General features: G+C 74.8%; 10 protein-coding genes. 4 read left to right on the top strand and 6 right to left on the bottom strand.

Annotated elements, in window-relative coordinates; genetic code table 11:
* Positions 1-28: 28 nt before the first annotated feature.
* The gene (locus GCU60_RS04510) at positions 29-1,594 is read right to left on the bottom strand and encodes a hypothetical protein (RefSeq protein ID WP_163202668.1); all 1,566 of its coding nucleotides are present in this window, start codon (positions 1,592-1,594) and stop codon (positions 29-31) included.
* A 460-nt stretch (positions 1,595-2,054) separates the two neighbouring features.
* Here GCU60_RS04510 and GCU60_RS04515 point away from each other — a divergent pair, with 460 nt between their 5' ends.
* The 4 genes from GCU60_RS04515 (at position 2,055) to GCU60_RS04530 (ending at position 7,131) form a co-directional block, all read left to right on the top strand.
* The gene (locus GCU60_RS04515) at positions 2,055-2,456 is read left to right on the top strand and encodes a cupin domain-containing protein (RefSeq protein ID WP_104529322.1); all 402 of its coding nucleotides are present in this window, start codon (positions 2,055-2,057) and stop codon (positions 2,454-2,456) included.
* Between the two features lie 119 nt (positions 2,457-2,575).
* The gene (locus tag GCU60_RS04520; RefSeq protein WP_163202670.1) at positions 2,576-5,446 is read left to right on the top strand and encodes an FAD-binding and (Fe-S)-binding domain-containing protein; all 2,871 of its coding nucleotides are present in this window, start codon (positions 2,576-2,578) and stop codon (positions 5,444-5,446) included.
* 25 nt (positions 5,447-5,471) lie between these two features.
* The gene (locus GCU60_RS04525) at positions 5,472-5,957 is read left to right on the top strand and encodes a cation:proton antiporter regulatory subunit (protein ID WP_163202673.1); all 486 of its coding nucleotides are present in this window, start codon (positions 5,472-5,474) and stop codon (positions 5,955-5,957) included.
* Between the two features lie 7 nt (positions 5,958-5,964).
* The gene (locus GCU60_RS04530) at positions 5,965-7,131 is read left to right on the top strand and encodes a cation:proton antiporter (protein WP_163202675.1); all 1,167 of its coding nucleotides are present in this window, start codon (positions 5,965-5,967) and stop codon (positions 7,129-7,131) included.
* 4 nt (positions 7,132-7,135) lie between these two features.
* Here GCU60_RS04530 and GCU60_RS04535 read toward each other — a convergent pair whose 3' ends face one another.
* The 5 genes from GCU60_RS04535 to fabG form a co-directional block, all read right to left on the bottom strand.
* Entirely contained in the window at positions 7,136-7,759 is a 624-nt protein-coding gene (locus GCU60_RS04535) for a GDSL-type esterase/lipase family protein (protein ID WP_163202677.1), read from the bottom strand.
* Between the two features lie 84 nt (positions 7,760-7,843).
* Positions 7,844-9,424, bottom strand: coding sequence for an MDR family MFS transporter (locus GCU60_RS04540; protein WP_345770390.1), 1,581 nt, complete (start codon positions 9,422-9,424; stop codon positions 7,844-7,846).
* Positions 9,425-9,488: 64 nt separating this feature from the next.
* Positions 9,489-10,100: a TetR family transcriptional regulator gene (locus GCU60_RS04545; RefSeq protein ID WP_163202680.1), complete on the bottom strand. Its 612-nt coding sequence runs from the start codon at positions 10,098-10,100 to the stop codon at positions 9,489-9,491.
* 76 nt (positions 10,101-10,176) lie between these two features.
* Complete coding sequence (locus GCU60_RS04550; protein ID WP_163202682.1) at positions 10,177-10,944, bottom strand: crotonase/enoyl-CoA hydratase family protein; 768 nt, start codon at positions 10,942-10,944, stop codon at positions 10,177-10,179.
* A 132-nt stretch (positions 10,945-11,076) separates the two neighbouring features.
* Positions 11,077-11,847: a 3-oxoacyl-ACP reductase FabG gene (gene fabG, locus GCU60_RS04555; RefSeq protein ID WP_163202684.1), complete on the bottom strand. Its 771-nt coding sequence runs from the start codon at positions 11,845-11,847 to the stop codon at positions 11,077-11,079.
* Between the last annotated feature and the right edge of the window lie 152 nt (positions 11,848-11,999).

Raw genomic sequence — 11,999 nt, forward strand, 5'->3', positions numbered from 1 at the left:
AGGCGGGGCGACGGGTCGCCGGGCGGTGTCAGGGCGCGGCGTGACCGGCCCGGGAGGACCGGCGGACCCGCAGGGCCGCCATCACCAGGGCAGCGAGCGCGAACGCGAGACCCACGGGCAGGGCGAGCGTGCCGGGCGCGAACGCATCGACCCCCTCGTCGAGCTCCGTCGCACCGTCGGCCAGCTCCTCCTGGCCGGCAGTGAGCTTCAGCTGACCCGCGTCGAGCTGGTCCGCGCCGCCGGCCAGCTCCTGGGTACCGCTGGCGAGCTGCTCGATGCCGGCCTTGAGCTCGGAGCCGCCCGCGCTGAGCTTGGCGCCGCCCTCGGTCAGCTTCGGGCTGTTGGCGGTGAGCTGGCCCACGCCGTCGTCCAGCTTCCGGGTGCCGGCCGCGATCTCACCGACGCCGTCGGAGAGGTCCCCGGCGCCGGTGCGCAACGTGCCCGAGCCCTTCGCGGCGTCACCCAGACCGGCCGAGACCTGCCCGGCGCCGGCGCGGAGCGTGCCCGAGCCCTTGGCGGCGTCACCCAGACCGGCCGAGACCTGCCCGGCGCCGGCGGCGAGCGTGTTGGCGCCCGCGGCCGCCTGACCGATGCCGGCGTTCAGCTGACCGATGCCGTTGGACAGGTCCCGGCCACCGGCGGCGAGCCGGCCCGCGCCCGGCAGCAGCTGGGTGTCGACGCCAGCCTTGAGCTCCCCCAGCCCGTCGCGCAGGTCGGTCACGCCCGCGGCGGCGCCCTGGACGTAGCCCCGTGCCGTGCCCACGTCGAGGCCGACGGCGCTCAGCTTGGTCCCCGCGGCCTGGACGTCGCCCAGAGCCGCCGCATAGAGACCGAGCAGCTCCCCCTGCTCCGCCACGGTGAGCGGGGTCGCCCCGCCGTTGAACTGCGCCGCCAGTGCCTGGAGTCGCGCACCGCCGGCGCCGGCCGCCTGCAGGCTGCTGCCCAGTCCGCCTGGGCCGGTGATGCCGACCAGCGCCTCCGTGGCCTCGGTGTTGGCCGTCGCCAGCGCGGCGGCGAGGCCGTCCGTACCGGTCTGCGCCTCACCCAGCCCGCTGCTGACGGTCTGGGCCCCGTCGCGGAGCGCGGCCCCGCCTGCGGCGATGGCCGCGGCGCCCTGCCCCAGCTTGCTGTCCCTGGTGGTGCTCGCACCGAGCGTGCCCAGACCGGCGGCGACGTCCTGCGCGCCCTTGGTGACCGCACCCGACCCGGTGGAGAGCTTGCCGATGCCGGCGTCGAGATCGGCGGCCCCCTTGGCGACCGCACCCGAGCCGGCGGAGAGCTTGCCGATGCCGGCGTCGAGGTCCGACGCGCCCTTCTCCAGCTTGCTGGCGCCCGCGGCAGCCTCGCTCGAACCGTCGGCGAGCTGCTTCGAACCGTCGGCCAGCTGGCCGACGCCGTCGACGTAGGTGTTCACGCCGGCGCTGTACTCCTGGACGCCGGCCACGTACGTGCCGGCGCCGTCCTCGACCTTGGCCGCGCCGGCGTCGAGGTCCTCGACGCCGTTGGCCAGCCGGTCCCACCCGTCGGCGAACTCCGACTGCCCGGCGTTGAGGCGCAGCGCCCCGTCCCGGACGTCACCAGCTCCCTCGGACACCGTGCCCATGAGCAGCAGGAATGCGGTCGCGGCCGCGCCCGTGCCGAGCAGGACGGCTGGACCCGCGAAGCGACGCCCGCCCCTCTGATCACGATCTCTGTACACAGAACTCCCATCGAATGGCGCCGCGCGACCGTGCGCGGCGTCCCCGGAGCTGCCCGGCCCTCGAACGGGCCGCCAGACTCCCGGTGTCGCAGCCGGTACCGCGTGGTACCGGCAGGGAAAGCTAGATCACAGGGGGGCATGGCCACAAGGGAGGTGGTGTGGCTTCAGTCTCACGGGGCTGCTGGGACACCCCGCCGGAGCCCGCAACCGCCTCCGTCGACCGGCCGGGTGATCCACCAAGCGGTGAACCGAGGACTACTCGACCGCGCACGGGGGCAGGACCAGCGCAGACCCCGGGCGGCCGACACCGACCGCCCGACCTCGCAGCAGCCTCGAGACGAGAGGAGCGCCGCCCATGGCGTCCGTCATCCACTACACGATCGCTACCGAAGCCGAGAAGAGCCCCGACTTCCGTCGCGTGCTCTGGACCGGCAAGAAGACCCAGCTCGTCATCATGACCATCCCGCCGGGTGGCGAGATCGGCGAGGAGACGCACGAGGACATCGACCAGATCCTCACTTTCGTCAGCGGCATCGGGAAGGCCGTCATCTCCGGTTCGGAGAAGAACGTCGCCCAGGGCGACCTCGTCGTCGTCCCCGCCGGCACGAAGCACAACTTCCTCAACACCGGGGAGAACCCCCTGGTCCTCTACACCGTCTACGGGCCGCCGGAGCACGCCGACGGCGCGGTGCACAAGACCAAGGAAGAGGCCGACCGCCTCGAGGAAGAGGGCAAGGACGAGCCCCCGACGGAGTGATCCGCCGCTGACGGCCTCCGGTCGTCGACGCAGGTGTGGCCGGGCCCGACGGTGCCCGGCCACACGTGCGTCCGGGGCCGGATGGAACCGGCCGTCGGGCCCGGACCAGACTCGGTGGCATGAGCGCACCCGCTGCCCCCGCCTCGACCGAGCAGCGCGACGCCGGCCGCGCCGTCGCGGCGGAGCTCCGTCGCGCCGGGCTGACCGACGTCGACGACTCCGGCCTGGCCCGCGCCCTGTACTCCTCGGACGCCTCGCTGTACCGGGTGCTGCCCCGGGCGGTGGTGCGCCCGCGCGACACCGACGAGATCGTGGCGGCCCTGGAGGTCTGCCGGACCCTCGGTGTGCCGCTGACCGCGCGCGGCGCGGGCACCTCGATCGCCGGCAACGCGGTGGGCGCCGGCGTAGTCCTGGACACCAGCCGGTACCTGCACCGGGTGCACGCCGTCGACGCCGAGGCGCGGACCGCCACGGTGGACCCCGGCGTCGTGCAGGCCGCCCTGCAGACCGCCGCGAAGCCGCACGGGCTCCGCTTCGGCCCCGACCCGAGCACGCACAACCGCTGCACGGTGGGCGGGATGATCGGCAACAACGCCTGCGGCTCGCGGGCGCTGGGCTACGGGCGAACGTCGGACAACGTCGTCGGCCTGGACGTGGTGACCGGCTCCGGGGAACGGCTGACCCTCGGAACCGGGGCCGCAACGGCCGCGTCCGGCGGGGTGCTGGCGGACCTGCGGGCCCTGGTGGCCGGTGAGCTGGCCACCATCCGCACCGAGTTCGGCCGCTTCGGCCGGCAGGTGTCGGGCTACTCGCTGGAGCACCTGCTGCCCGAGCGCGGGTTCGACGTCGCCCGCGCGCTGGTGGGTAGCGAGGGGACGCTGGCGGTGGTCCTCGGCGCCACCGTCCGGCTGGTCACCGACGCCCCGGTCCGCGGCCTGGTGGTCCTCGGCTACCCGTCGATGGCCGACGCCGCCGACGCCACCCCGGGGCTGCTCCCCCACGAGCCGACGGCGGTCGAGGGGCTCGACGAGCGCATCGTGCAGCGGCTGCGGGACGTGCCGGCCGCGGTCGTCCCGGACCTGCCCCGGGGCGCGGGCTGGCTGATCGTCGAGCTGACCGGCGACACCGTCGCCGAGGTCGAGGGCAAGGCCCGCGGGGTGCTCGCCGATGCCGGCGCCGTCGACTCGATGGTGGTCACCGACCCGGCGCACGCGGCCGCGATCTGGCGAATCCGCGAGGACGGCGCCGGGCTGGCCAACCGCACGTCCGACGGCCGCCCGGCGCACGCCGGCTGGGAGGACGCCGCCGTCCCGGTGGAGCGGCTGGGCGACTACCTGCGCGGGTTCGAGGCCCTGCTCGGGAACCACGGGCTGCAGGGCGTCCCCTACGGCCACTTCGGCGACGGCTGCGTGCACGTGCGGATCGACTTCCCCTTCGGCACCGGCGACGACGGGGGCCGGAGCGCCTACCGGGCGTTCGTCGAGGACGCCGCACGCCTGGTCGCCGGCTACGGCGGATCGCTGTCCGGCGAGCACGGCGACGGCCGGGCGCGCAGCGCGCTGCTCCCGCTGATGTACCCGCAGGAGGTCCTGTCCCTCTTCGAGCGGGTCAAGGGGTTGTTCGACCCGGCCGACGTGCTCAACCCCGGCGTGCTCGTGCGCCCGGTGCCGGTCGAGGACGACATCCGCATGGCCGTCGCGCCGCGGCACCGCGAGCAGCTCGCCCTGGCCTACCGGCACGACGGCGGCGACTTCTCCGCCGCCGTGCACCGCTGCACGGGCGTCGGCAAGTGCCGTGCGGACCTGCAGTCGTCCGGCGGCGTCATGTGCCCGTCGTGGCCGGCGACCCGCGAGGAGAAGGACACCACCCGCGGCCGCGCCCGGGTGCTGCAGGAGATGCTCGCGCCCGGCGGGCCGGTGAAGGACTGGCGGTCACCGGAGGTCCACGACGCGCTCGACCTCTGCCTGTCCTGCAAGGGCTGCTCGAGCGACTGCCCGACCGGCGTGGACATGGCCTCCTACAAGGCAGAGGTGCTGCACCAGTCCTACCGGCGCCGGCTCCGGCCGATGTCGCACTACACGCTGGGCCGGCTGCCGTTCTGGGCCGACCTCGCCGCGCGGGCGCCGAAGCTGGTCAACGCCGTCCTCGCCTCCCGGCTGGGCGGCCGGCTGGCCAAGTGGGGCGCGGGCATGGACCAGCGCCGGGAGGTGCCGCCGTTCGCGCCGCGCACCTTCCGCCAGGAGTGGGCCGCCCGGGGCCGAAGTGGCGACAATGGCCCTGGGGGCGGTACCCCGGTCGCGCTGTGGGTGGACTCCTTCACCGACCACTTCGCCCCCGAGGTCGCGCACGCCAACGTGCGGGTGCTGGAGGCCGCCGGCTACGAGGTGCAGGTGCCCGGGGCCGACACCTGCTGCGGTCTGACCTGGATCACCACCGGCCAGCTGGACCGCGCCCGGGAGATCCTCTCCGCCACCGTCGAGGCGCTGGCCCCGCTGGCGGAGGCGGGCATCCCCATCGTCGGCGTCGAGCCGTCCTGCACCGCGGCCCTGCGCGGGGAGACGCTGGAACTGGTAGGCGGCCCCGCCGCGGAACGGGTCTCCGCGGGCACGCGGACGCTGGCCGAGCTGCTCGCCGCCACGCCGGGCTGGACGCCGCCGTCGCTGGCCGGGGTGCAGATCGTCGCGCAGCCGCACTGCCACCACACCTCGGTCATGGGCTGGTCGGCCGATGCCGCGCTGCTGGCGCAGGCCGGCGCGACCGTGACCCGGCTGGGCGGTTGCTGCGGGCTGGCCGGCAACTGGGGCGTGGAGAAGGGCCACCACGACGTCTCGGTGACCATCGCCGAGCAGCAGCTGCTGCCCGCGGTGCGCGACCTCGCGCCCGACGCCGTCGTCCTCGCCGACGGGTTCTCCTGCCGCACCCAGCTCGACCAGCTCACCGACCGGCGCGGCCGCCACCTCGCCGAGCTGCTGGCGGACCGGCTGGACTGACGGCGGGTCTGCGACGATGCCGGGCGTGGAGCTCGAGGAGACCCTGCTGCCCGGCGTCGGCGTGCGCTACCAGATGAGGACCCGGTCGGGTCAGCTGCTCGGCATCGTCGTGCAGCGCGAGGGCGGTGCGGAGATCGCGGTGTTCGACCGGCGCGACCCCGACCGCGCCCGGGAGACGTTCCGGCTCGACCCGGAGGAGGTCGACGCCCTGGCCGAGGTGCTGGGCGCCCCCCGCCTGACCCAGCGGTTCGCCGACCTCTCCCGCGAGGTCCCCGGGCTCGAGTCGGCCCGGATCACCGTCCGGGAGGGCTCTCCCTTCGCCGGCCGGACCCTGGGCGACACGCGGGCCCGCACGGTAACCGGCTGCTCGGTGGTGGCCATCGTGCGCGGCGCCGACGTCGTCCCCTCCCCCGCTCCCGCCGACGCGCTCTTCGCCGGCGACGTGCTCGTCGTCATCGGCTCCGCGGCCGGTCTGGAGCAGCTGGACCGGCGGATCGCCGGCCAGGTCTAGGCCCGCGGTGGACCACGTCGCCGCCCTGCTGGTCGAACTGGGCCTGCTCTTCCTCGGCCTCTCGCTGCTCGGGCTGCTCGCCCGGCGGCTGGGCCTCTCCCCCGTCCCGTTCATCCTGCTGGCCGCGCTGGCCCTCGGCGAGGGTGGGCTGGTGCCGGTGGAGAACGCCGCACCGTTCCTGGAGGCGGCCGCTGAGATCGGCGTGGTCCTGCTGCTGCTCACCCTGGGGCTGGAGTTCTCCGCCACGGAGCTGTTCGCGTCCTTCCGCCGGCACGCGCCGTCGGGGCTGGTGGACCTGGTGCTCAACGGCCCGCCCGGCTTCGTCGCCGGGCTGCTCCTGGGGCTGCCCTGGCAGGGGGCGCTCGCGCTGGGCGGGGTCACCTACATCTCGTCCTCGGGCATCGTCGCGCGGCTGCTCGGCGACCTGGGGCGGCTGGCCAACCGGGAGACCCCGGCGGTGCTCTCGGTCCTGGTCCTGGAGGACCTGGCGATGGCCCTCTTCCTGCCGCTGCTCGTGGTGGCGCTGGCCGGCGACGGGCCGGCGCAGGCCGCCGGGGGCATCGCGCTGGCCGTGGGCGCCGTCCTGCTGGTGCTCCTGGCCGCGCAGCGGCACGGGCACCGGCTGGGGCGGCTGCTCAGCCACGACGACGACGAGCAGGTCATGCTGCGGCTCATCGGGCTGACCCTGCTGGTGGCCGGGGCCGCCCAGGCGATGGGTGCCTCCGCGGCGGTCGGCGCGTTCCTCGTCGGGCTGGCGTTGCCGGCCTCCTTCGCCGAGCGCGCCCGGGCGATCCTGGGTCCGCTGCGGGACCTGTTCGCCGCCACCTTCTTCGTCGCCTTCGGACTGGCCACCGATCCGGGGGCCATCCTCCCGGTGCTGCCCGCCGCGCTGGCACTGGCCGCCGTCACCACCGTCACGAAGATCGCCACCGGCTGGTTCGCCGCCCGGCGCGACGGCGTCGCCGTGCCCGGCCGGCTGCGCGCCGGCACCGCCCTGGTCGCTCGCGGCGAGTTCTCGATCGTGATCGCCGGGCTGGCCGTCACCGCCGGGCTACCGGCCGTCGGTCCCGTCGCGACGGGCTACGTGCTGGTGCTCGCGGTCACCGGGCCCGTGCTCACCCGCTTCGTCGAGCCGCTGTCCGCCCGGCTGGTGCGCGCGCCGGCCGCTGCCTGACCGGTCAGGCAGCGGCGGCGTCCCGGCGGGCCCGGGCCGCGGTGAGCACGTAGGGCTCGAGCACCTCGGCGATCCGGGCGTAGCCGGCCGAGGACGGGTGGAACCGGTCGGCGGAGAACAGCGCCGGGTCGGCGACGAACGCGCGGGCGACCTCGCCCGCGACCGGCGCCACCGAGGCGCCGGCGGCCGCCGCCACCTGGGCCTGCCGACGCTGCAGCACCGCGCACGCGCCCTGCACCAGCGGCCGGAGCGCGGGCGGCACGAACGGGACCATCGACATGTCCGGCGCCGGCACCACGACGACGGCGGTACCTGCTGCGCGCAGGGCCCCCACCGCGTCGGCCAGGGCGGCCGTCGCCTGCTCGGCCGGGACGAAGCGGGCGAGGTCGTTGGCACCGACCACGACGACGGCGAGGTCGGGCAACAGCGGCGTCGTCCGCCGGACCTGCGCGGCCAGGCCGGCCGAGACCGCGCCGGGCACGGCGAGCACGTGCAGGTCGACGTCGAAGCCGGCGGCCGAGAGGGCACGGGTGAGGCGGGGACCCAGGGCGTCGGCGGGTCGGCCGGCGCCGGTGCCGAAGGCGAGGGAGTCACCGAGGACGGCGAGGCGGAGCGGCGTGCGGGTCACACCGGGTGCAACGGACCGCGCCCCGGGGCTATGCCGTGCCCCCCGGCGAGCGGAGCTCTCCGGGGGGCACGGCGGTGCGGTGGATCAGTGCAGCGGCAGGGTCTGCTGCTCCTCGGCCAGGCGCTGCGCCCCGGACGTCGTCTTCAGCGCCTTCTCCTTGATGAAGAGGACGACGACCAGCGCGAGTGCGGCCAGCGGCGTCGCGATGAGGAACAGCTCCGCCGTGGCGTCGGCGTAGGCGTTCCGGATCAGCTCACGCACCTGCTCCGGCAGCGCCGACATGTCCGGGGCCGCGGCCTCGCCGCCGCCCTCCATCGGGCCGAGCACGCTGAGGTCGTCGGCGACCCGGGTGGCCAGCAGCGCGCCCAGCACGCTGACGCCGACCGTGCCGCCCAGGCTGCGGAAGAACGAGACCACGCTGGTGGCCGCGCCCAGCTCGTGCGCCGGCACGTCGTTCTGCGCGGCCAGCACCAGGTTCTGCATGAGCGCACCGACACCGGCGCCCAGGACCACCATGAAGACGCCGAGCAGCCACGGGGACGTCTGCGCATCGATGGTGGAGAACAGGGCGAAGCCGACGGTCATCAGGACGCCGCCGGCGACCAGCCAGCCCTTCCAGCGGCCGGTCTTGGTGATCAGCGCACCGGCGACGGTGGAGGACACCAGCAGACCGCCCACCAGCGGGAGGGTCAGCAGCCCGGACTCGGTCGGCGAGTAGCCCAGCGACACCTGCAGGTACTGGGCCAGGAACACGGTGCCGCCGAACATCGCGACGCCGACGAGGGCGCTGGCCACCACCGAGAGGGTCACCGTGCGGCTGCGGAAGATGTCGAGCGGGATGACCGGCTCGGCCACCCTCGACTCGACGAGCACGGCCAGGCCCAGCAGGACGACGGTTCCGCCGACCATGAGGGCGGTCTCGGGAGAGAGCCAGTCGTACCTGTCACCGGCGAAGGTGATCCAGATGAGCAGCAGGCTCACGCCGCCGGTGATGAGCAGAGCTCCCCACCAGTCGATCATCGCCTTGCGGCGCGGGACGGCCGGCAGCTTCAGCGTGCGCTGCACCAGGACCATGGCCAGCAGGGTGAACGGCACCCCCAGCAGGAAGCAGAAGCGCCAGCCGAGCCAGTCGGTGTCGACGATGACGCCGCCGATCAGCGGGCCACCGACGGTGGCGACGGCGAAGATCGCGCCGAAGACACCGGCGTACCGGCCGAGCTCGCGCGGCGGGATCATCGCCGCCATCACGATCTGCACCAGCGCGGTGAGGCCACCGGCGCCCATGCCCTGCAGGACGCGGGCGACGATCAGCGTCGTCGTGTCCTGGGAGAACCCGGCGAGCAGCGAGCCGACCACGAACAGCCCGAAGGAGATCTGCAACAGCAGCTTCTGGCTGAACAGGTCGGCCAGCTTGCCCCACAGGGGGACGGTGACGGTCAGGGCGAGCAGCTCGGCGGTGACGACCCAGGTGTAGATCGACTGGCTGCCGCCGATCTCGGGGATGATCACCGGCAGCGCGTTGGACACGATGGTCGCGGCCAGGATGGCCACGAACATGCCCATGAACAGGCCGGACAGCGCCTGCAGCACCTCGCGCTGGGACATCGGCGCGAGCGCCGGTCCGCTCCCGCCCGGCGTGGCCGCGGGTTCGGCAGTGGTGGACACGGTTCTCCTCGGTTGGCGTGCGGAAAGTGGTGCCCGGGCGGACGTCGTCGTCCGCCCGGGGAGGTCAGCTGCCGGCGGGCCGGGCACCGGGCAGGCCGGCCGCGAGCGCGTCGAGCGCCTCGTCGAGCAGCCGCGGGAGCGGCGTGCGCCCCTCCAGGCGGTGCCAGCGGGTCAGCGTGACGCGGACGGCGCACCCGAGGACGGCACCGAGCAGCCCCGGGTAGAGGTCGCGCTCGACGTCCTGGCCGAGCCGGGTCGCGATGGCCTCGGCCATCTCCCGCTCGTTCGTGGCACCGAGCTGGACCAGGCGCGGGAGGAGCGTCTCGTCCTGGGCGATCACCGTCAGCCGGCGGTGCCAGGCGGCGCCGTCGTCCTCGAGCGCGCTCAGTTCCTCGTGCAGGGCCGCCCGGGCGGCGTCGAGCGGGGCCAGCGAGGCGTCCTGCGCGAGCAGGTGCGCCCCGAACGTGCTGCCCCCGCCGCCGGTGGGCCGCAGCAACGCCTCCTCCTTGGCGGAGAAGTAGTTGAAGAACGTGCGGTAGGAGACGCCGGCGCGGGCGGCGATCTGCTCGACGGTGACCGCGGCCAGACCGTGCTCCTCGGCGAGGTCGAGGGTCGCGGCCGCCAGGGCGGCGCGGGTGTCCTGCTTCTTGCGCTCGCGCAGGCCGGGTCCGGTCACGGAGCTACTTCAGCACAAAGGTGCACACCGTGCAATGTTGCTCGTTGTGCAACGCATCACCGAGGGTGTCGGGTGGTCAGCGCCCCCGCCACACCGGCGCCCGCCGCTCCGCGAACGCCGTCGACCCCTCGCGGGCGTCCTCGGAGCCGAAGACCGGGCGGACGATCTCCTCCTGCCGCTCCCAGGCCTCGTCGGCCGGCCACCCGGGCGCGGACCGCACGACCTCCTTGGTGGCCGCGACGGCCAGCGGGCCGTTCGCGGCGACGACACCGGCCAGCGCGACGGCGGCCTCCAGCGCCCCGCCCTCCTCGACCACCCGGTTCACCAGGCCTGCGGCGGCGGCCCGCTCGGCGTCCACCGGCTCCCCGGTCAGGAGCATCTCGAGGGCCACGGCGCGCGGCACGCGCTGCGGCAGCAGCAGCGCCGCCCCGCCGGCGGCCACCAGCGAGCGCTTCACCTCGGGGACGCCGAACCGGGCCGTCCGCGCGGCGACGACCAGGTCGCAGGCGAGGACCAGCTCGAACCCACCGGCGAGCGCCCAGCCCTCCACCGCGGCGATCAACGGCTTGCGCGGCGGGGTCCGGGTGATGCCGCACAGGCCGCGGCCCGGGATCGCCGGGCTCTCCCCGCGCAGGAACGCCTTGAGGTCCATGCCGGCGGAGAAGGTGCCGCCGGCGCCGGTGAGCACTCCAGCGCGCAGCTCGTCGTCGCCGTCGAGCTCGTCCATCGCGGCGGCCACCTCGCGGGCCACCGCGGCGTCCAGCGCGTTCTTGGCCTGCGGGCGGTTGATGGTGACGACCTGCACCGCACCGCGGCGCTCGACGAGGACTGGCTGCTCGGACACGGGACCTCCGGGACTGGAAAGACACGAGGCCGGGCAGCCTATGCGGCTGCCCGGCCCAGGTGACGTGCTGGAACGGCCCCGTCCCGGGTCCCGCCCTGAGCCTGCGAAGGGTGGGGAGGACGGGGTCCTTCGTCAGGCCTTGGGGCCGCCGGCCGCGTAGACGACCTGGCCGGACACGAAGCCCGCGCCCTCGGAGACGAAGAACGACACCAGGTGCGCGATGTCCTCGGGCTGGCCGACGCGGGCCACCGGGATCATCGAGGCCGCGCCCTTGATGAAGTCGTCGAAGGGGACGCCCATGCGGTCGGCGGTCGCCTTGGTCATCTCGGTCTGGATGAACCCGGGGGCGATGGCGTTGGCGGTGACGCCGAACTTGCCCAGCTCGATGGCGAGGGTCTTGGTGAAGCCCTGCAGACCGGCCTTGGCGGTGGAGTAGTTGGCCTGACCGCGGTTGCCCAGCGCCGAGGTGCTGGACAGGTTGACGATCCGGCCCCACTTATGGTCGATCATGTGCTTCTGGGCGGCGCGGGTCATGAGGAAGGCACCGCGCAGGTGCACGTTCATGACGATGTCCCAGTCGGAGTCGCTCATCTTGAAGAGCATGTTGTCGCGGAGCACACCGGCGTTGTTGACCAGGACGGTCGGGGCGCCGAGCTCGGTCGCGATCCGCTCGACGGCGGCCTCGACCTGCGCTGAGTCGCTGACGTCGGCGCCGACGGCCAGCGCCCGGCCGCCGGCGGCCTCGATCGCCTCGACGGTGCCCTTGGCCGCGCCCTCGTCCAGGTCGAGGACGGCGACGGCGAAGCCGTCCTGCGCCAGCCGCTGGGCCGTCGCCGCGCCGATACCGCGCGCCGCGCCGGTGACGATCGCCACGCGGGATGCCGTGGTGCCTGCCTCGCTCATGGGGGTTCCCTTCATGTCGGATGCCAGCGGTCACCGGGTGCCCGGTGCGCGGCGAGCTGCGCCCGACACGTTACGGCCGCCCTCTGCGGTGCCCGTCACTTGGTCGGCCCACGGCGGCCCGCCGCCTCCCGCCGGGCGACGGCCGGCCGCGC

The sequence above is a fragment of the Blastococcus saxobsidens genome, assembly GCF_010682065.1.
GTDB lineage: Bacteria > Actinomycetota > Actinomycetes > Mycobacteriales > Geodermatophilaceae > Blastococcus > Blastococcus saxobsidens_B.